At 73.6% G+C, this 20309-nt stretch carries 17 protein-coding genes; 6 read left to right on the top strand and 11 right to left on the bottom strand.

Annotated elements, in window-relative coordinates; genetic code table 11:
* Nucleotides 1-1518, bottom strand: a complete 1518-nt coding sequence (locus J1792_RS26805) for an alpha/beta hydrolase (RefSeq protein ID WP_086569568.1) — start codon at nucleotides 1516-1518, stop codon at nucleotides 1-3.
* A 161-nt stretch (nucleotides 1519-1679) separates the two neighbouring features.
* Here J1792_RS26805 and J1792_RS26800 point away from each other — a divergent pair, with 161 nt between their 5' ends.
* A complete protein-coding gene (locus tag J1792_RS26800) occupies nucleotides 1680-2945 on the top strand; it encodes a sensor histidine kinase (protein ID WP_086569566.1) in 1266 nt (421 codons plus the stop codon).
* Nucleotides 2942-3661 carry a response regulator transcription factor gene (locus J1792_RS26795; protein WP_242646615.1) on the top strand — a complete coding sequence of 240 codons (720 nt, stop codon included), beginning with the start codon at nucleotides 2942-2944 and terminating at the stop codon, nucleotides 3659-3661. The genes J1792_RS26800 and J1792_RS26795 overlap by 4 nt, the downstream gene beginning before the upstream one ends.
* A 9-nt stretch (nucleotides 3662-3670) precedes the next feature.
* On the opposite strand, the gene J1792_RS26790 is transcribed toward J1792_RS26795, so the two are convergent.
* Nucleotides 3671-5113 (bottom strand): amino acid permease, encoded by a 1443-nt coding sequence (locus J1792_RS26790; protein WP_086569564.1) that lies wholly within the window; start codon nucleotides 5111-5113, stop codon nucleotides 3671-3673.
* 121 nt (nucleotides 5114-5234) lie between these two features.
* Complete coding sequence (locus J1792_RS26785; protein WP_086569562.1) at nucleotides 5235-7601, bottom strand: GH92 family glycosyl hydrolase; 2367 nt, start codon at nucleotides 7599-7601, stop codon at nucleotides 5235-5237.
* Between the two features lie 218 nt (nucleotides 7602-7819).
* Here J1792_RS26785 and J1792_RS26780 point away from each other — a divergent pair, with 218 nt between their 5' ends.
* Nucleotides 7820-8560, top strand: coding sequence for a (2Fe-2S)-binding protein (locus J1792_RS26780; protein ID WP_207248364.1), 741 nt, complete (start codon nucleotides 7820-7822; stop codon nucleotides 8558-8560).
* Here J1792_RS26780 and J1792_RS26775 read toward each other — a convergent pair.
* The gene (locus J1792_RS26775) at nucleotides 8539-9189 is read right to left on the bottom strand and encodes a PAS domain-containing protein (RefSeq protein ID WP_179198878.1); all 651 of its coding nucleotides are present in this window, start codon (nucleotides 9187-9189) and stop codon (nucleotides 8539-8541) included. The two genes, J1792_RS26780 and J1792_RS26775, sit on opposite strands and share 22 nt — an antisense overlap.
* A 122-nt stretch (nucleotides 9190-9311) precedes the next feature.
* Between J1792_RS26775 and J1792_RS26770 the strand changes: the two genes are divergently transcribed.
* From J1792_RS26770 to J1792_RS26760, 3 genes are all read left to right on the top strand, one after another.
* Complete coding sequence (locus J1792_RS26770) at nucleotides 9312-12506, top strand: bifunctional cytochrome P450/NADPH--P450 reductase (protein ID WP_086569558.1); 3195 nt, start codon at nucleotides 9312-9314, stop codon at nucleotides 12504-12506.
* Nucleotides 12507-12622: 116 nt separating this feature from the next.
* Complete coding sequence (locus J1792_RS26765) at nucleotides 12623-13636, top strand: phosphatidylinositol-specific phospholipase C domain-containing protein (protein ID WP_086569556.1); 1014 nt, start codon at nucleotides 12623-12625, stop codon at nucleotides 13634-13636.
* A 95-nt stretch (nucleotides 13637-13731) separates the two neighbouring features.
* Nucleotides 13732-14598, top strand: coding sequence for an AraC family transcriptional regulator (locus tag J1792_RS26760; RefSeq protein ID WP_207248363.1), 867 nt, complete (start codon nucleotides 13732-13734; stop codon nucleotides 14596-14598).
* Between the two features lie 19 nt (nucleotides 14599-14617).
* On the opposite strand, the gene J1792_RS26755 is transcribed toward J1792_RS26760, so the two are convergent.
* From J1792_RS26755 to egtA, 7 genes are all read right to left on the bottom strand, one after another.
* On the bottom strand, nucleotides 14618-14956 hold the full coding sequence (locus J1792_RS26755; protein WP_086569552.1) for a DUF6191 domain-containing protein: 339 nt from the start codon (nucleotides 14954-14956) through the stop codon (nucleotides 14618-14620).
* Between the two features lie 67 nt (nucleotides 14957-15023).
* Entirely contained in the window at nucleotides 15024-15239 is a 216-nt protein-coding gene (locus J1792_RS26750) for a dodecin (protein WP_086569550.1), read from the bottom strand.
* A gap of 56 nt (nucleotides 15240-15295) precedes the next feature.
* Entirely contained in the window at nucleotides 15296-15772 is a 477-nt protein-coding gene (locus J1792_RS26745) for a universal stress protein (RefSeq protein WP_242705297.1), read from the bottom strand.
* Between the two features lie 9 nt (nucleotides 15773-15781).
* Nucleotides 15782-16768: an L-histidine N(alpha)-methyltransferase gene (gene egtD / locus J1792_RS26740; protein WP_086569548.1), complete on the bottom strand. Its 987-nt coding sequence runs from the start codon at nucleotides 16766-16768 to the stop codon at nucleotides 15782-15784.
* Complete coding sequence (gene egtC / locus J1792_RS26735) at nucleotides 16765-17589, bottom strand: ergothioneine biosynthesis protein EgtC (RefSeq protein WP_207248362.1); 825 nt, start codon at nucleotides 17587-17589, stop codon at nucleotides 16765-16767. Before egtC ends, egtD begins: the two co-directional genes overlap by 4 nt.
* Nucleotides 17589-18923: an ergothioneine biosynthesis protein EgtB gene (gene egtB / locus J1792_RS26730; RefSeq protein WP_242646614.1), complete on the bottom strand. Its 1335-nt coding sequence runs from the start codon at nucleotides 18921-18923 to the stop codon at nucleotides 17589-17591. The genes egtC and egtB overlap by 1 nt, the downstream gene beginning before the upstream one ends.
* Nucleotides 18920-20200: an ergothioneine biosynthesis glutamate--cysteine ligase EgtA gene (gene egtA, locus J1792_RS26725; protein WP_086573385.1), complete on the bottom strand. Its 1281-nt coding sequence runs from the start codon at nucleotides 20198-20200 to the stop codon at nucleotides 18920-18922. The genes egtB and egtA overlap by 4 nt, the downstream gene beginning before the upstream one ends.
* Nucleotides 20201-20309 lie beyond the last annotated feature (109 nt).

Raw genomic sequence — 20309 nt, 5'->3', positions numbered from 1 at the left:
CTACTGTCCGCCCGGCGCCCGGCAGGTCAGGTCCTCGGCCGGGAGCCTGCCCGTGGTCAGGTAGGCCGTGGCGTTCTTGTCCGCGCAGGAGTCGGTGTCGGCGCCGAGGGCACCGTGGCCCTCCCCGCCGACGACGGTGACCATCCGGGAGCCGCGCAGGGCCCGGTGCATGCCCTGGCCGGCGAAGAGCGGCGTCTGGGAGTCCCATTCGTTCTGCACGATCAGTGCGCCGGCCTTGTTGTCTATCGTGGTCTGCGGCTCGCTGCCCTGCTTCCAGAAGGCACACGGCGTGATGGTGGCCGCGAAGTCGCCGTACAGGGGGTACCGGTCCGTGTCGCGTATCGCCTCGTGGCGGTACTGCTCGGGGTCGTGCGACCAGGTGCGGGTGTCGGCGCACATGACGGACCAAGCGATCGAGGCGTAGTTGTCGTCGGGCTCCTGGGCCTGAGCGGGCGTGCCGGACGGGTCCGGGTTCCTGCCCTCAGCAGGGTTCTTGCCCTCGGCCGCGCTCTTCAGCCCGGCGATCCATTCGGCGGCTTTCCGGACGTGGAAGAACGTGCGGTTGTCGGCGCGGATGCCGTCACCGGTGAGGGTCCGCCCCTCGAAACGGATGGGCTTGCGGTTCGCCTGCGCGATCAGATCCCGGAAGGTCTCGCGGACCTTGGCCGGGGTGTCGCCCAGTCCGTATGTCGTGTGTCGCCGGGCGGTCCATTCGGTCCATCGAGTGAAAGCCTGTTCGGCCGCCTTCGCCATGTCCTGGAACATTCCCCGGTAGATCCGCGTGGGGTCGGTCGCACTGTCCAGCACGAACCGGTCGGCCTGCTGGGGGAACATCTGCAGATAGACGGCGCCGAGGTAGGTGCCGTAGGAGACCCCCAGGTAGGAGATCTTCTTCTCGCCCAGAGCGGCACGGATGACGTCCATGTCGCGAGCGTTGTTGCGGGTGGTGAGATGCGGCAGCTTGTCTCCGGCCTTGGCCTGGCACTTCTCGGCGAACGCGCGTGCCCGCTCCACGTCCTTCGTGAAGGTCTCGGCCTTGTAGGGGTGTTCGTCCTGTTCCTCGGGGGTCAGACCACAGCTGACGGGAGAGCTCTGCCCGGCACCTCTCACGTCGAACCCGATGAGGTCGTACCGCCGTTTCACTTCCGCGGACAACTTCATCATCGGGTCGACGGGCAAATTCAGACCCGGCGCGCCGGGGCCGCCGGGGTTCAGCAGCAGAACGCCGCGACGCTCCTTGGCGCTGCCCGCCTTCAGCCGGGATATCGCGATGTCGAGCTTCTTGCCGCCGGGATCGCCGTAGTCCAGCGGCACCTTGACCGTCGCGCACTGAAAGGCGGCGGGTCCCATCGCGTTGCAGCGCTGCCACGTCAGCTGCTGCTGCGTGTACTCCCGCAGGGGGTCCTCGGCGGTGGATGCCCCGGACGTGGGAAAGGCTGTCGCGGGGGTCAGAGCCGAAAGGGAAGCCACCGCCGCGATGCCGGCCGTCAGAAGAGGTGCGATTCGTCTGGTGCGCACGATGATGCTCGTCCTTACCGGGGAGAGGCAGCCGGTCGGTCAACCGGTCGGACACGATTCTGATTTCCGGGGCCCCTGCTGCGCATCGCGGGAAGGCGGGAGAAATAGCTCCCCCGATCGAGGGAGGTCACAGGCGGGCTGCCCGGCCATACTGGCCGATTATGATCAAGAGAATGCGGCCCCTGCTGCGCGTCTCCTCGTATTCGGGTGCGCTGTTCGCCTGTTGCGGTGCGCTGGCGAGCCTTCTGCTGCTGCCTTTCGCGGCCCTGCCGGCGCTGGCGGGGCCGCCCTCTACCGATGACGTGCAGATCGTTCCGACCCTGCTGGTCTGGGCCGTGCTGATCGGCCTGGTCGGGCTGGCCTGCACCACGCGGCGGGTGCTGATCGTGTGCGCCCGCCGGATGCTGGGGGTGCCGTTGCCGGATCCCGTGGCCGCAGGCCGGCCCGCGGGCGCCGACCGTTGGCGGACTCCTCTCTGGCTGCTGCTGCACGTGGCGCTGGGGTGGGCGGGGGCGCTGGTGAGCGGTGTGCTGTTCCTCGCGGGCCTGACCCTCCCGCTCGGTGCCGAGGCGGGGCTCAGCCTGTTCGGCTGGTCGGTGCGGGTGCAGGACGGCTGGGGGAGCTGGGCGGCGGCGTTCGGCTGCCTGCTCTCGGCGGCGACGGTGTGCGTGGCGGTGACGAACGTTCTGCGGTGGGCGGCGCCCAGGCTGCTGGGGCCCTCGTCGGCCGAGCGGCTCGCGCTGGCGGCCGAGCGGGAGCTGGCGCTGGCCGAACGCAACCGGCTGGCCCACGAGTTGCACGACTCGATCGGGCACACACTGACGGCGACCACGATCCAGGCGGCGGTGGCGGGCGAGGTGCTCTCCGCCGACCCGGTGGCGGCGCGGGCCACCCTGCGCAGCATCGAGGAGTCGTCCCGGGCCGCGCTGGAGGACCTGGACTATGTGCTGGGCGTGCTGCGCGAGCAGGAGTCGGAGAAGGCCGAGACGGCGCCCACCCGGACCCTGGCCGACCTGCCCGAGCTGCTGGACCGGGTGCGGCACGCGGGCGCGGTGGTGGAGCAGGAGCTGTCGGGCGAGTTGACGCAGGTGCAGGGGACGCTCTCCCGGGCGGCGTACCGGATTCTGCAGGAGGGGTTGACGAACGCGTTGCGGCACGGGGCGGGCGGTCCGATCGAGGTCCGCGTGGCGGCCGCGCCGGACGGGCTGGAGATCGGCGTGGTCAACCGGACCGGGGCGGGGCCGAGCGCGGGGACGGACGCGGGTACGAGCACGGGTACGGGCCGGGGTGCCTTCCCGACGTCCGGGCACGGCCTGCCGGGGCTGGCCGAGCGCGTGCGGCTGCTGCACGGTGAGATGGAGGCCGGTCCGGACGGGCCGCGGCGCTGGCGGTTGGCGGTCCGGCTGCCGGTACGGTTGTCGGCATGATCGGCTCTGACCCGAGCGCGGCCGTGACGACCGGCACCAGCCCCACCAGCCCCACCGGCACCCCCGTCACACTCCTGATCGCGGACGACGACGAGGTGACCCGCAGCGGTCTGCGCACGCTGCTCGCGGCACAGCCGGGGATCGCGGTGGTCGGGGAGGCCGCCGACGGCATCGAGGCGGTCGAACAGGCGCGGCGGCTCCGGCCGGACGTGGTCCTCATGGATGTGCGGATGCCGCGTCGCAACGGGATCGAGGCCACCCGGCAGCTGTTGGCCGAGTCGGCCGAACCGCCGAAGGTCGTGGTGATCACCACCTTCGAGAACGACGACTACGTCACCGCCGCGCTCGGCGCGGGGGCCAGCGGGTTCGTGCTCAAGCGGTTCCCGGTCCGGCGGATCGCGGAGGCGGTGCGGGTGGTGGCGGAGGGGGAGACGATCCTCTTCCCCGCGGCACTGCGCCGGATGGTCGCCGCCCGCCCGCTGGACTCCACCGAGGCGTTGCCGGCGGCGGCGCTGACGGGGCGGGAGGAGGAGGTGCTGCGCCTGATGGCCACCGGCCTGTCCAACCCGGAGATCGCGGAGACGCTCACGGTGAGCCTGGAGACGGTCAAGACGCACGTCGGGAACGTGCTGACCAAGCTCGGCGCACAGAACCGGACCCACGCGGTGGTGATCGCGTACGAGTCCGGTCTGGTGGTGCCGCGGTTCGCCGGCTGACGCAGGGCGCTAGTCCCGCGGGATGCCCCGGGCGTCGGCGTGGGCCAGCTCCGAGTGCTTGTAGGAGTAGGCGAAGTACACGACCAGCCCGATCACGAACCAGACCGCGAACCGCACCCACGTCTGCCACGCCAGATATGTGATCAGCCAGATCGACGCGGCCACCCCGATGGCGGGGACGACGGGCATGCCCGGGCAGCGGAACGAGCGCGGCAGGTCCGGCCGCCGGTAGCGCAGCATGATCACGGCGCTGCACACCACGGCGAAGGCCAGCAGAATGCCGATGTTGGTCAGCTCCGCCGCCTCGCCGATCGGCACGAAGCCCGCGATCAGCGCCGACGCCACGCCGACGATCCAGGTCACCCGGGTGGGCACGTGCCGCGTGGGGTGGGTGTGGGCGAACCACTTCGGCAGCAGCCCGTCGCGGCTCATGGCGAACCACACCCGGGTCACGCCCAGCATGAACGTGAACATCACGGTGAGGATGCCGATGATGGCGCCGACCGCGATGATGTCCGCGATGCCGCTCAGGCCCACCGACTTGAAGGCGGTGGAGAAGCCGCTCTCCTTGTCGATCTCCGTGTAGGGCTGCATGCCCGTCAGCACCAGGCAGGCCAGGACGTAGAGCACCATCGAGATGGCGAGCGAGTACATGATCGCGCGGGGCATGTGCCGCTGGGCGTCCTTGGACTCCTCGGCCGCCGTCGACATGGCGTCGTAGCCGAACACCGCGAAGAAGACCGTCGCCGCTCCGGTGAAGGCGCCGCTGACGCCGAAGGGGAAGAAGGGGGTGTAGTTGGCGGTGTCGATGTGGAAGAAGCCCACGACGACCACCAGGCCCACCACCAGGATCTTCAGCGCCACGACCACGGTCTCGAACCGGGCCGCGTTCTTGATGCCCATGGTCAGCAGATAGGCGATCAGCAGGCACAGCACCGCGGCGAAGAGGTCGACCCGGTGCCCGTCGCCCGTCCCGGGCGCGCCCAGCATCCAGGCGGGCAGGTGGGCGTTCGTCTCCCCGAGCAGGAAGTTGATGTAGCCGGAGATGCCGATGGCCACGACGGCCACGATCGCCGTGTACTCCAGCAGCAGGTCCCAGCCGATGAACCAGCCGCCCAGCTCGCCGAGCACCGCGTAGCCGTAGGTGTAGGCCGACCCCGCCCGGGGGATGAGGCCCGCGAACTCCGCGTACGAGAAGGCCGCCGCCGCGCTCGCCACGCCCGCGATGAGGAAGGAGACGAGGACGGCCGGCCCCGCCACGCCGTTGGCGATGGTGCCCGCGAGACTGAAGATGCCCGCGCCGATGATGCCGCCGACACCGATGGCGGTCAGCTGCCACAGACCGAGGGTGCGGGTCAGGCGCTCGCCGTGCGCCTCGGTCTCCTCCGCCTCCTCGATCGTCTCGATCGGTTTGCGGCGCCATACGCCGTGCCCCGTCCCGAGCTCTGCCATGGCGTGTCCTCTCGTCGGCTCTGAGGGCGGCTCGCCCCCTGGACAAATGGCCGCGAATCCTGCCCATCATGGCCGAGCGGGGGCGACGACGGAAGGCGCCGCCCCGGCTCGGCCGCGTGGATCAGCCGATGGCGGGCGGCACGGACCGGGAGCCCGTTCCCCACTCGGACGGCTTCGGCCCGACCGTGAACTGAAGCCGCTCGCTCCGGCGGATGGCGTCCGTCGTCAGGTACGTACGCTCGTGCGCCGCCCCGTCCAGGCGCACCGAGCGCACATAGCGGTCCCGGTCCGAGGTGCCCGGGGCGCTGACCGTGAAGTGGCCCTTGGGGTACCACCGCCGGTCCAGCCGCAGGTCGACCCGGTCGAAGACGGGCGTGCTCAGGCCCCACACGTCCGCGCCCGGCTGCACGGGATACACGCCGATGGCCGAGAGCACCATCCACGCCGACATCGTGCCCAGGTCGTCGTTGCCGGTCATCCCGGTCGGCGAGTCCGTGAAGAGCGTGAGCGCGGCGTGCACCACGTCCGTGGTCTTCCACGGGCGGCCGGTGGAGAGATAGGTGTACGGGGCGATGAGGTCCGGCTCGTTCTGCGGGTTGTACTTGTCGGCGTTGTAGTAGTCGTACGGGCCGTTGACCCACACCCGGCGCGCGGTGCGCTCCGGGTCGTCGAGCAGCTTGTCGTAGGCGAAGAAGGAGTCCAGCCGCTTCTCCGTCGCCTCCCGGCCGCCCAGCAGCCGTACCAGGCCCGGCAGGTCCTGGGGCACCAGCCACTGGTACTGCCAGGCGGTGCCCTCGTGGAAGCCCGGGCTGCGGGCGGGGTCGGCCGGCCCGGCGAACGCGCCGTCGGCGCCCCGGGGCCGGAAGAAGCCCGTCTTCCGGTCGAAGAGCATCCGGTAGTTGCGGGAGCGGGCGGTGTAGCGCTCGGCGTCGGCGCGGTGGCCCAGATCCCGGGCCATCCGGGCGAGCACCCCGTCGGCCAGCGCGTACTCCAGGGTGGCCGAGGCGCCCTCGTGGAAGTCGGAGTCGCCGGGCTTGCGCCGGGTCCGGTCGGGCAGATAGGGGACGTAGCCGTCGCGGAGGTACTCGGCGTTGCCCTCCCGGCCGACGAAGGGGGAGACGGACGGCGGCACGCCGTCCGCGTTCCTCTTCAGCACGCGGTAGGCCTCCTCCTCGTGGCCCGTGAGCAGCCCGTGCTGGAAGGCGTTGGTGAGGTACGGCGTCACCGGGTCACCGGTCATGATGTTGGTCTCGACCGGGCCGTAGCCCCACTTGGGCAGCCATCCGGCGTCCGCGTCGATCCTCAGCACCGACAGCGCCATGTCCCGCGACTCGCGCGGCGCCAGCAGGGCCAGCAGCTGCGCCTGGGTGCGGTAGGTGTCCCACAGCGACCAGTTCTGGTAGTACGTGAAGCCCTTGGCGCGGTGGATGCGCTGGTCCCAGCCGGTGTAGCGGCCGTCGACGTCGCTGCCGACGTTGGGGGCGAGGAAGGAGCGGTAGAGGGAGGAGTAGAACGTCCGGCGCAGCGTCCGGCCGCCGCCGCGGACCGCCACGTCGCCCAGCCGCCGTTCCCACGCCTCGCGCGCCGCCTCGGCCGTACGGTCGAAGCCCGCCTCCTCCTCCCTCAGGTTGGCGGCCGCGCCCGCCGCGTCGACGTAGCTGATGGCGGTGCTGGCCTCCACGACCCGGTCGCGGGTGGTGTCGAAGCGCACCCAGGCGCCGTTGTGGGTGAGCGAGGTGGAGGACCGCGAGCCCCGGTTCAGGCCGTCGTCGTTCCAGGTGCCGAAGGAGGAGAACGGCCGGTCGAAGCGGGTGAGGGTGTGCAGGGTGTACGGGCGGGTGTCCTGGCAGAAGCCACGGCCGGTGATGGTGGTGCGGACGGTGCGGTCGTCGACGATCTGGACGCTGCTGGAGACCGTTTTGTGCAGCGACTGGCCGGTGTTGAAGAGGACGTTGGCCCGCTCGGTGGCGGGGAAGGTGTAGCGCTGCCGGCCGGTGCGGGCGGTCGCGCTGAGCTCGGCGGTGATCCCGCCGTACGAGCCGAGCCGCACCCGGTAGTAGCCGGGCCGGGCGGTCTCGTCGCGGTGGCTGAAGGCCGCGGCGTACCGGGCGTTGTCGGTGCTCTCCACCTCACCCGTGGTGGGCAGCACGGGCAGGTCGCCGCCGATGCGGCAGCCCACGCCGGACAGGTGCACGGTGCTGAAGCCGCGGATGCGGTCGTCCTTGTAGTCGTAGCCGGTGTTGTGGCCGGTGTCGGGGGAGAACTGCACCATGCCGAAGGGCACGGCGGCGCCGGGGAAGGTGTTGCCCTCGTTCTGGGTGCCGATGAAGGGGTTGACCAGGTGGGTGAGGCCGTCGGCGGGCGCGGCCGGCGCGGTGGGCGCGGCGGGCGCCGGCGGCGCGAGCGCCGTGGAGCCCAGCACCGCCAGGAGGGCGAGTGCGGCCGCGCCGGTGCGGCGCGGCAGTGGGTGTACGGTCCGTCGTCTCATGCGGCCACGCCCCTCGGCTGACGTCCTGTCAGCGCAGAGGCTCGCCCGGGGCGTCAGGGGAGTCAAGGATGCGTCGGATGGTGGGCGTGGTGTTCCGGACAGCCGGGGGAACGGGCGGCGTCACCTGTTCGGGGGAGCGGCCCGCCCCCGGCCGGTCCGCCGCCGGCTGAGTAGAGTCGGGGGCCACTACGCCACCTGGACGAAGGAACCGCCCGGCCATGCTCCTGCGAGAACTCGCCGCCGTCGGGCCGTTCTTCGGCCTGCGCGTCGGCGATGCCCCCGATGACGTCCCCGACGCCGCGGAGGACTATCTTCCGCTCGGTGCGGAGGCCATGCGGCTGCGCGTCGCGACCGTGGCCGAACGGCTGGGAACGGCGGACCGGCGCGTGGCGGCGTCCATCGCCTTCCAGGGCATCGCCGGGCGCCTGCTGTCCATCGGCCTCGGCTCGGCGGTGCTCGCCGGACGGGTGCCCGACCTGACCGCCGGCCCGGGCCTGCGCTGGCACCCCGCCCGCGGCGCCCCCGACGACCTCTGGCTGCCCACGGCGGACGACGCCCCGCCCGCCGCCACCGCGGAAGCGGACGAACCGGAACCGCAGGCCGCGCCCCTCGCGGCCGGCGTCCTGCACGGGCTGCTCGTCCCGCTGCACCGGGCCACCCGCGCGGCCACCCCGGTCTCCGCCCGGCTGCTGTGGGGCAACGCCGGCTCATCCCTCGCGGGCTCGCTGCGCGTCCTGCACACCTGGTGCCACGAGCGGGGCCGGCCGCAGGACGCCGCCCGCGCGCTCGCCCTGACCCGGGCCCTGTTCGAGGACCCGCTGCTGCGCGACACCGGGACGCTGACCGCCGGCCCCGGCGGCGTCTCCTTCGCGCGCGGCACCTGCTGCCTGTACTACCGGGTGCCCGGCGGCGGCCTGTGCGGCGACTGCGTCCTGCGTCACCCGCCCCGCTCCCGCTGAGCGGCGGCGGCCACCGGCGGCCACCGCCCGGGGACGAGCACCCCCAGCACGTACGCCTTCGCCACCAGCGCCGTACGGTTGGGCACCCGCCAGCGGCGGGTGAGCCGCGCGAGGTGGTAGTTGACGCCGTCCACGGTCAGCCCGACCGCCTTGCCGATGGCCGCCGTCGTCGCCCCCGCCGCCGCCAGCGCCAGGATCCTGCCCTCCACCTCGCTGACCTCCACCGCCGGCTCCGGGGGCGGCGCCTCGGCCCGCACCCTCAGCACGGCCAGCAGCAGGGGGTAGGCCAGCGACGCCTCTCCCACCGGGTCCACCAGCAGCTCGCCCGCGCGCTCGGCCCCGCCCGCGCCCGCCTGCCAGCGGACGTCGATGGTGTAGCGGGACCGCCGGCCCAGCCGCAGGGCCTCGGTGAGCCGGCCGAGCTGGGCGGCGGCGCTGTGGCTGGGCCGGAAGAGGTCCAGCAGATTGCGGCCACGTACCTGCCCCGGCACCGTGCCCCACTCGGCCGCCATGGCGGGGTTGGCCACCGTCACCTCACCGTTGGCCGTGCAGACCGCGACGGGGATGGGGAGCCGGTCGAGGAGCACCAGGAAGTAGTTGCGCCACGCGAAGTACTCCTCGCTCGTCACGGTGCCGCCCCCTCGCTCGTACAGTGCGCGGCCCGGACGCAAGAGCGACGCGCCGCGCACCACTGCACAATCATGCAGTGATCCCGCCGGGCGGCCCGGCGCGGGGCGGCCACGCTGGACGCATGACCCACGCGACTTCGGAACAGATGGCGACCGTCCCCCTCGTGGACGTCTCGGCCGTCGGCGCCACCGACACCCCCCTTCAGCAGGCGATGCGGCTGGCCCGCCGGCACGGGCCCGTCTTCCGGCGGCGGCTGCACGGCACGGACCGGCTCTTCGTCACCTCCCTCGACCTCGTCACCGAACTCGCCGACGAGGAACGCTTCACCAAGCACGTCGGCCCGGCCCTGGAGAACGTCCGCGAGTTCACCGCCGACGGGCTCTTCACCGCCTACAACCACGAGGCCAACTGGGCCAAAGCGCACGACATCCTGCTGCCCGCCTTCGCCCTGACCTCGATGCGTGCCTACCACCCGGCCATGCTCACGGTCGCCCGCCGCCTCATCGACGCGTGGGACGCCCGCCTGGCCCGGGGCACGGCCGTCGACGTCCCCGAGGACATGACGCGCATGACCCTCGACACCATCGGCCTCGCCGGCTTCGGCTACGACTTCGAGTCGTTCACCCGCGGCGACGACCACCACCCCTTCGTCGCCGCCATGGTCCGCTGCCTGGACTGGAGCATGAACAAGCTGGGCCGCGACCCCGACGCCGACCACACCGCCGAGGACGAGGCCTTCCGCGCCGACGCCGCCTTCCTCGCCACCGTCGTGGACGACGTCGTGGGCGCCCGTACGGCCTCCGGCGACACCCGGACCGACGACCTGCTCGGCCTCATGCTCGGCGCCCCCCACCCGGCCGACGGCACCACCCTCGACGCCGCCAACATCCGCAACCAGGTCATCACCTTCCTCATCGCCGGGCACGAGACCACCTCCGGCGCCCTGTCCTTCGCCCTCCACCACCTGCTGAAGGACCCCGTCGCCCTCCGCCTCGCCCAGCGCGAGACCGACGAGCTGTGGGGCGACGACCCCGACCCCGAGCCGGCGTTCGAGGACATCGGGCGGCTGCGCTGGATCCGGCAGGTCCTCAACGAGGCGCTGCGGCTGTGGCCCACGGCGGCCGCCTTCGCCCGCGAGGCCCGCGAGGACACCCTGCTCGGCGGCCGCTACCCGCTGCGCGCCGGCGAGGGCGTCACCGTCCTCACCCCGATGCTCCACCGCGACCCGGCCTGGGGCGACAACCCCGAGCTGTTCGACCCCATGCGCTTCGCGCCCGAGGCCGAGGCGGCCCGCTCCCCGCACGCCTACAAGCCCTTCGGCACCGGCGAGCGCGCCTGCATCGGACGGCAGTTCGCCCTGCACGAGGCCACCATGCTCCTCGGCCTGCTGGTCCACCGCTACCGCTTCGTCGACAGCGCCGACTACCGGCTGCGCATCAAGGAGACCCTCACCCTCAAGCCCGACGGCTTCACGCTCACGCTGGCCCGCCGCACCTCCGCCGACCGGCTCACCCTGCGCGCCGCGCTGCCGGGCGCCCCGCGCGCGAGCGCCGAGGCCACGGCCGGGCCCGCGCTGCCCGCCCGCGCCCGCCAGGGCACCGGCCTGCTGATCCTGCACGGCTCCAACTACGGCACCTGCCGCGACCTCGCCCACACCCTCGCCGGCGAGGGTGCGCGGCTCGGCTTCGACACCACGGTCGCGCCGCTGGACGAACGCGCCGGGGCGCTGCCCGCCGACACGCCCGTCGTCGTGGTCGCCGCCTCCTACAACGGCCGCCCCACCGACGACGCCGCCCGCTTCGCGCACTGGGCCGAGCACACCGCCCCGCCCGGCGCGGCCGACGCCGTCCCCTACGCCGTGCTCGGCATCGGCGACCGCAACTGGGCGGCCACCTACCAGCGCGTCCCCACCCTCCTCGACGAGCGCCTCGAGGCCCTCGGCGGCACCCGGCTGCTGCCCCGCGCCGAGGCCGACGCCTCGGGCGACCTCACGGGCACGGTCGAGGAGTTCACCCGCGCCCTGCGCCGGGCCCTGCTGGAGCGCTACGGCGACCCGGCCACCGCCGGCGCGGCCGACACCGACGCCCCCGACGACGGCCCGGCCTACACCGTCACCGAGGTCACCGGCGGCGGCCCGCTCGCCGCCCTGGCCGCGCGCCACGACCTGACGGCCATGACGGTCACCGAGGCGTACGACCTCACCGCCCCCGGCCACCCGCGCACCAAGCGCTTCCTGCGCCTCGCGCTGCCCGACGGCATCGACTACCGCACCGCCGACCACCTGACGGTGCTGCCCGTCAACGACCCCGCCCTCGTCGACCGCGCGGCCCGCCTCTTCGGGACGGCCCCCGGCACGGTCCTCACCGTCGCCCCCCGCCGCGCCGGACACGACGCCATACCGGTCGACGGCCCCCTCACCGTCCGCGAACTCCTCGCCCACCACCTGGAGCTGAACCGCCGCCCCACCGCCCGGCAGCTGCGCGCCCTGGCGGACCGCAACCCCTGCCCGCCCGAGCAGGCCGCCCTGCGCGCCCTGGGCGCCGACGACCCGCGCACGACGCTGGAGCTCATCGAGGACCACCCGGCCCTGCGCGGCGCGCTCGGACCGGCCGCCCTGCTCGAGCTGCTGCCGCCGATGCGCCCCCGCCACTACTCCATCTCCTCCTCCCCGGCCACCGGCCCGCGCCACGCCGACCTGATGGTCTCCGTCCTCGACGTCCCCGCCCGCTCCGGCCGCGGCCGCTTCCTGGGCACCGCCTCGCACCACCTCGCCGGACTGCGCCCGGGCGACACCGTCCTCGCCCGCGTCCAGCCGTGCCGCGAGGCGTTCCGCATCACCGGCCACGAGCGGACCCCCGTCGTCATGGTCGCCGCCGGCACGGGACTGGCCCCCTTCCGCGGCACGGTGGCCGACCGCGTCACGCTCGCCGCGACGGGCACCGCCCTCGCGCCGGCCCTGCTGTACTTCGGCTGCGACGCGCCCGACGCCGACTTCCTGCACTCCGCCGAACTGCACGCGGCCCAGGACGCCGGCGCCCTCTCGCTGCGCCCGGCGTTCAGCACCGCCGACGGCCCCGGCGGCCCCTTCGTCCAGCACCGCATGGCGGCCGAGGGCGACGAGCTGTGGTCCCTGCTGGAGTCGGGGGCGCGGGTGTACGTCTGCGGTGACGGCGCCCGCATGGCCCCGGGCGTACGGGCCGCCCTGCGCGATCTGTACGCCCGCCGGACCGGCGCCGACGCCCGCGCGGCCGACGCCTGGCTGCGCGAGCTGACCGACGCGGGCCGCTACGTCGAGGACGTGTACGCGGCGGGCTGATCCCTGCCCCTGCCCCAAGCCCCTGCCGCTCCATCAACTCCCGTACCCTGCTCATCGTTCGTAACAGCAGTGACAGGGGAGCGGTGGGGGCCATGCGTACGGCCATACGGAGAACGATGACAGCGGTCGTGGCGGCGGCCGCCGCCCTGGCGGTACCGGCGGGCCCGGCGGGGGCCGAACCCTCGCCGTCGTACGCCGCCACGACCTCGGTCGGCGTCCACAACGCCTACGACCGGGCCAAGTACCCCTACCTCGCCGACGCCCTCGACTCCGGCGCCGGCCTGCTCGAACTGGACGTGTGGACCAACGGCTTCGGCGGCCGGGCCTTCCGCGTCTCGCACGCCAAGCCGCTGAGCAACGACAACAACTGCGAGGGCGCCACCTCCCCCGCCCGGCTGCGCACCGGGACGCGCGACCAGCCGCTGTCCGGCTGCCTCGCCGACATCCGGGCCTGGCACGACGCCAACCCCGGCCACCGGCCGGTCCTGCTCAAGGTCGAGATGAAGGACGGCTTCAACGCCGACAGCGGACGCGGCCCCGCCGAACTGGACGCCCTGCTCACCGCGAAACTCGGCGACGCCCTCTACCGCCCCGCCGACCTCGTGGGCGGACACGCCTCCCTGGACGAGGCGGTACGGGCCGGCGGCTGGCCCGCCCGGTCCGCGCTCGCCGGCAAGTTCGTCGTCGAGCTCATCCCCGGCACGGTGGAGGAGCGCAACCCGGCGGACCGGCTGTGGACCGACCGCGAATACGCCACCCACCTGCGCGACCTCGCCTCCGCCGGCCGGCTCCGCCAGGCCGCCGCCTTCCCCGCCGTCCACGGCGCCGTCCCCGGCGACCCCCGCACGCGCTACGCCGACACCACCATCCGTCCCTGGTTCGTCCTCTTCGACGGCGACGCGGCCACGTACGCCAAGGGCGGCATCGACACTGGCTGGTACGACAGCCGCCACTACCTCGTCGTCATGACGGACGCCCACAAGGTCCCGCCCGCCATCGACATCACCCACCCGACCGAGGCCCAGGCCCGCGAGCGCGTCACCCTCATGGCCCGCACCCACGCCAGCTTCGCCACCGCCGACTGGTACCCCCTGCCGCGGGTGCTGTCGACGGTGGTCCCGCGCGGCTGACGGCCACCGGCACCCGACCGGACCGGGCACAGGATGTCGGGTCCGGCAGGGCGGCCCCCTCCTAACGTGAGTGATCGAAAGGGAAGGAGGCCGCGGTGCTGGAGCGGCTCAACCAGGCCATGGAGCACATCGAGGGCCGCCTCGATCAGCCGATCGAGGCGGCCGACCTCGCGCGGATCGCGACGACGTCGGAGTACCACTTCCGGCGGCTGTTCTCCGCGCTGGCGGGGATCCCGCTGTCGGAGTACGTCCGGCGCAGGCGGCTGACCATCGCCGGGGCCGAGGTGCTGGCCGGGGAGCGGACGCTGCTGGAGGTCGCGGTGCGCTACGGCTACACCTCGGGGGAGGCCTTCGCCCGTGCGTTCCGCGGCATGCACGGGGTCGGCCCCGGCGAGGCCAGGCGCTCCGGCGCGCCACTGCGCTCCCAGCCACGGCTGTCCTTCCGTCTCACCGTCGAAGGGAGCGGCAGCATGCGATACCGGATCGTGGAGAAGGAAGAGTTCCGTGTGGTCGGCAGGAAGGCGCGCGTCCCCCTCGTGCACGAGGGCGTCAACCCGGCCATCGCCGACTTCATCCGCGGCCTCGGGCAGGAGACGCTGCGGCGCATCCACAGCCTGTCCGACCAGGAGCCCGAGGGGATCGTCTCGGTCAGCGACCAGCTGGACGAAAGCCGCGCCGAGGGAACCGAACTCGACTACTACCACGGCGCGGTGACCCGCGCCGCCGCGCCCGAGGACATGGACACGCTCACCGTTCCGGCCGGCATGTGGGCCGTCTTCGAGAGCTCCGGCCCGTTCCCCCAGGCCCTGCAGTACCTGTGGCGGGACGTCTTCACCCAGTGGTTCCCGTCCAACCCCTACCGCAGCCGCCCGGGCCCCGAGATCCTGCGCACCAGGCTGTCGCAGGACGGGGCACAGGCGGACGCGGAGCTGTGGATCCCCGTGGAGCGGACGGCGCTCTGAGGGACGGCACGCTGCCGGTTCACGCCCCGCTGCCACCGCTCCGTCTGCCGATGCGGGCGGTTCCCGAGTCGAGATCGATGCCGGTCCTCTTCGGGGCGCCGTCCTGTTCGTCGTCCCGCAGGACCAGCTCGATCCGGCGTTGCTCCAGCTGGACCCGCTTGCTCGGATAGATCAGGGCGTGCAGTTCCTCCGTGGCCGTCGCCCCGACCCCGCGAGCGCCGGACCCGCGCCCGGCCGGGCGGCCCGGCAGCCATCCCCGGTGCTGCGCCACCTGGGCGCTCTTGCGGGCGGCCGCCAGGAGGAACAGCGGAACGACGATCAGGAGCGCAAGGGCCGGACCTGTCAGAAGACTCAGCATGAGACGTGAACGTGTGTGAGGGCACAACTGTTCCCCCGCACGGCCCGGTTGGGCCGCCCGGCGGACCCTAGTCGCCGTCCTCCAGCCGGAAGCCGACCTTCAGGCCTACTTGGTAGTGGCCGACCCCTCCGTCGACGAGGTGCCCCCTGATCTGGGTGACCTCGAACCAGTCGAGTTCGCGGAGCGTACGGGAGGCCCGCTCGATGCCGTTGCGGATGGCTTGATCGACGCTGTCCGGGGACGAGCCGACGATCTCGGTCACACGGTAGGTGTGGTTGGACATGAGCCCACCGTGCCGCACCCGCCGCGGGTGCGCGAGGCGGGTGGGCCGGGCGGGGGCTACGGCACCACCGTCACCGGCCAGCGGCCCGCCTTCACCAGCCGTACCGCCACCGAGCCGACGATGCGGTGGCCCGCCTGTTCGGAGGCGCCGACGATGACGGCGTCGGCCTTGAGGTCGTCGGCCGCGCGGACCAGGCCCGCGTAGGGGTCGCCCCGGAAGGTGTGGAAGCGCCAGCGCACCTCGAAGATGCCGCGCAGTTGTTCGGCGGTCTCGCGGATCTCGGTCAGCAGTTCCTCGGCGACCTCCTCGGTCACCTCGGCCGCGGGGGCGCCCAGGGCGACGCTGCCGGCGAGGACCGGCTGGACGTAGACGATCGCGAGCAGGGCGTTCTGGCGGCGGGCCAGGCCCGCGGCGTAGGCGGTGGCCCGCCAGGAGGTGTCGGAGCCGTCGACACCGACGACGATGACCTTGGGGCCGTCGGTGCCGCGCTCGAAGCCGGTCGGCAGGCTGCCGCTGTGGGTGTCCTCGTTCACTCAGGGAGGCTAACCGGCGTGGAACGGGTGCGGAGAAGGCACCGACAGGGACAGCGCGAAGCGGCCCTGCGCGTCGGTCCACCAGTGGGTGAGCTCCAGTCCGGCGGCGGCAAGTTCGCGCCGTACGCCCTCGTGGCGGAACTTCGCGGAGACCTCCGTGCGCAGCTCCTCGCCCGCCTCGAAGTGCGCCGCGAGGTCCAGCGCGGGGATCTTCGCCACCACGGGCACACGGGCCCGCAGCCGCATCTCGATCCACTCCCGCCGGGCGTCCCACAGCGCCACGTGGTCGAAGTCGTCCGGGTCGAAGTCGGCGCCCAGTTCGCGATTGATGACGGAGAGGACGTTCTTGTTGAAGGCGGCGGTGACGCCCGCCGCGTCGTCATAGGCCGGTACGAGCACGCTCGGGTCCTTGACCAGGTCGGTGCCCAGCAGGAGCGCGTCGCCGGGGGAGAGGCGGGAGCGCAGGCCGGCCAGGAAGGTGGCCCGCTCGGGTGGGAGGAGGTTGCCGATGGTGCCGCCGAGGAAGGCGACCAGGCGCGGCCCGGGAAGGTCCGCGGGCAGGGCGAGGCCGTACTGGAAGTCGGCGACGAGGGCGTGCACGGTCAGCGCCGGGTGCTCGGCCAGCAGCGTCGCGGCGGCGCCGCGCAGGGCGCTCTCGCTGACATCGACCGGAACGTAGCACTCCAGGCCGGCCAGGGCCTCGATCAGATGACGGGTCTTGTCCGAGGAGCCCGAGCCCAGCTCCACCAGCGTGCGGGCGCGGGTGGCGGCGGCGATGTCGTCGGCGCGCGCGATGAGGATCTCGCGCTCGGCGCGGGTGGGGTAGTACTCGGGCAGCAGGGTGATGTCGTCGAACAGCTCGCTGCCCCGGGCGTCGTAGAACCACTTCGGCGGGAGCACCTTGGGCGAGCGGGTCAGGCCCTCGGAGACGTCCGCGCGCAGCGCGGCGGCCGTCGCGTCGAGGGGAAGGGTGCGGGTGAGGACGAACGGGCTCACTGAACGGGCTCCTTGCGCGGGAATTCCGGGGGATGCGGGGCACGGCGCCGCGGTCGCGGCGGCGGGGCGTGCGGCGGCGCCAGGGGACGGACGCCGACGCCCGAGCGGTCGGCGGTCAAGAGGCTGCGGTCGGGGACCTGTCTCCAGCGGGGGTCGTCGTCGTACGGCTCGGACGCCACGACCGTGCGGCCCTGGCCGCCGCCCGCGAGGTACCACAGGGAGTCGCCCCAGGTCGTGGCGGCGATGGCGGCACCGTCGGTCAGCAGCAGGTTCAGGCGCGAGCCGGGCGCGGCCTGGGCCAGCGTCGTCACGGCCCCGGCCAGCGCCGGGCCGAGCCCCTCGCCGCCCCGCAGCCGCCGCTCCACCAGCGCCCAGACGAACGCGGAGTCGCTGCGCGCCGTCAGCCGCAGCAGCGCCTCGGGCGGCAGCAGGGTGGCCAGCGGTGCCGCCGAGTCCGGCCAGCCCGCCAGCGCGCCGTTGTGGCTGAACAGCCAGGGGCCGCTCGCGAAGGGGGCCGCGGCGGCCTCCCCGTCCGCGCCGCCGAGGGTGGCGTCGCGGACCGCCGCGAGCAGCGCCCGGGACCTGACGACCCGGGCGATGTCGGCGAACGACTCGTCGCCCCAGATGGGCCCGGCCCGGCGGTACCGCGCGGGCACCGGGTCCCCCGGCGCGTACCAGCCGACGCCGAAGCCGTCCGCGTTGACCGTGCCGCTCGCCATGCTGCGCGGCGCCCAGGACTGGTGGACGAGGGAGTGCGGGGGTTCCACCAGGGTCTCGGCGAGCGGGGTGTCCGGCCCCAGGACCGCGATATGACGGCACATCAGGCCGGTTCCGCGTCGCGTGCGGTGCGGAAGCCGGAGAAGATCTGCCGCCGGACCGGCAGGTCCCAGTTGCGGAACGTCCCCCGGCAGGCCACCGGGTCCACGGCGAAGGACCCGCCGCGCAGGACCTTGTGGCCGGGGCCGAAGAAGACCTCGGAGTACTCGCGGTAGGGGAAGGCGCGAAAGCCCGGATACGGCAGGAAGTCGCTGGCCGTCCACTCCCACACGTCCCCGATCAGCTGTCGCACCCCCCGCCGCGAGGCGCCGCGCGCGTAGGCGCCGACGGGCGCCGGGCGAAGGTGCCGCTGGCCGAGGTTGGCGTGCTCGGGGGTGGGGTCCTCGTCGCCCCACGGGTAGCGCAGCGAGCGGCCGGAGACCGGGTCGTGGCGTGCCGCCTTCTCCCACTCCGCCTCCGTGGGCAGCCGCCGCCCCGCCCAGGCCGCGTACGCCTCGGCCTCGTACCAGCTGACGTGCAGCACCGGCTCGGCCTCGGGCACGGGCTCCTCGACGCCGAACCGCCGGCGCGTCCACGTGCTGCCCTCGCGCCGCCAGAACAGCGGCGCGGCGAGGGAATGCCGGCGCACCTGCTCCCAGCCCTCCGGGTGCCACCAGCGCGGGTCCTCGTAGCCGCCGTCCTGGATGAAGCGCAGGTAGGCGCCGTTGCTGACCGGCAGCGTGTCGATGAAGAAGGAGGGGACGAAGCAGGGGTGGGCGGGGCGTTCGTTGTCCAGCGCCCAGGGCTCGGTGGACGTCCCCATCGTGAACGGCCCGCCCTCGACGAGGACCTCCGCCGGCAGCAGGGCGGTGTCCGGCGCTGCGGGCGGCGGCTCGGGGGCGGTGAGGGCGGCCGGGCCCCGGCGCAGCTGATGGGTGATCAGCATGGTCTCGTCGTGCTGCTGCTCGTGCTGGGCGATCATGCCGAACGCGAAGCTCGACTCCATCAGCGGGCCGCCGCCGCCGTCGGCCGGCGCGGCGTCCAGGACGTCCAGGACCCTGCTACGGACGTCCGCTACGTACGCCCGCGCCTCCTTCGGCGTCAGCAGCGGCAACGACGGCCGCTCGGCGCGCGGATGCTCGAAGGCGTCGTACACGGAGTCGATCGCGGGGCGCAGCGGCTCCTGCCCGGCCACCGCGCGCAGCAGCCACTGCTCCTCCTGGTTGCCGATGTGCCCGAGGTCCCACACCAGGGGGGACATCAGCGGCGAGTGCTGGGCGGTCAGCTCGCGCTCGTCGACGCAGCCGGTCAGCAGGCGGGTACGCTCGCGAGCGCCGATCAGGGCGCTCGCGGCGCGCTCCCGAAGCCCGCCGGGGTCCGGCATCGGGGCTGCGGTCATGGACGGACCTCCCCGCCCGCGACCTTGTCGAGCAGATCGTCCGCGGGGCACCGGCCCCGGTCGACGTACCGGGCGGTGAACTCGTCGACGGCGTCGAGCACCGCCCGCCGCGCCCCGAGCCGGGGCAGCGCCTCGCGGGCCGCCGCGAAGCACACCGCGGCCGCGGCGTGCAGCTCGGGGTCGCTCATGCCGTGCCGGGCCGCCCTGCGCCACAGGGCGTTGCGCGGCGGCGGCTGCGCGCTCGGCATGTCCCCCAGGCCCTTGACGGCCAGCAGGGCGGTCTCCGCCGCCGAGGGGTCGTCGAAGAGCGCGGCGGTCACGGCGAGCGGGACGATCCAGCCGTCGTCCCCGGGCTGCGCGTCGATCATGCGCAGCTCGAGATGGCCGCGCGGCCTTATCGGTGGGAACAGCGTGGTCAGGTGGTAGGCCACGTCGTCGGTGGTGGCCGGCCGGGGCAGGCCCGTGCGGGTCCACTGGCGCAGGGCCAGCCCCCGCTGTACGGCCCATGGCTCACCCTCGGACCGTATGAACATCACATTGGCGTCGAGCGCGTACTCCGCCCAGGCCGCCCGTGGGTCGAGGTCGTCGACCGGGGCCAGGGTGCGGCCGGGATCCATGCGCGCGTAGCAGGCCTGCCGGCTGGAGCGCCAGCCGCTGGGGCGGCCCAGATGCAGCGGGGAGTTGGCGAAGGCCGCGGAGAGCACCGCGCCCAGCTGGTGGGCCAGCCGCCACCGCCGCCGGTACCACTGCGGCCCGGGATCCTCCTCCCCGGCGTCCACGCAGACCTGCACCGACGCGGTACGGCACATGACGTTGCGCCCGGCGCCGTTGATCCGGTCGTAGTAGATCTCCATGGCGTTGTAGCGGGAGTTGCTCCGCACGCGCGGGGGTTCGCACCACGGCTCCTTGCCGTACCCCGCGAGGACCAGGTCCAGCTCCCGCAGGACCGGGCGGGCCAGGGCGAGGTCGGCGGAGAGGCCCTCGACGCATTCGGTGAGGGACCGCGCGGGCTGGGAGCTGAACTCCAGCTGGCCGCCGGGCTCGACCGTGAACACCGAGCGGAGCGGCAGCGCTCCCACGCGCTCGGCGGCGGTCGCCAGACGGTGCGGGGCGACGGGGCGCGTCGGGTCGTGCGCGTCGTGGACGAGCCATTCGAGCTCGGCACCCAGAAGGCGGGGCGGCCCGGTCTTGAAGCAGATGCCCCGCACGAACGCGTCGGCTTCCGACTCGCCGACCGGCCTGGTGAGGCCTTCCTTGTCAGCAAAGCATTCGGTCACGCTTGCTACCTCCTGTCCGTTGCTCCGTACCCCCAAAACACCGAGCCCAGTCGGAGCGTCGCGGAGCCAGACTGGAACCGGTCAATCCGCGGGATGCGCGGGCCAGGCC

This window comes from Streptomyces triculaminicus, assembly GCF_017349075.1.
GTDB classification, from domain to species: Bacteria; Actinomycetota; Actinomycetes; order Streptomycetales; family Streptomycetaceae; genus Streptomyces; species Streptomyces triculaminicus.
Note: the sequence above shows the minus strand (reverse complement) of the source record. Positions and strands in the feature narration are given on the sequence as shown.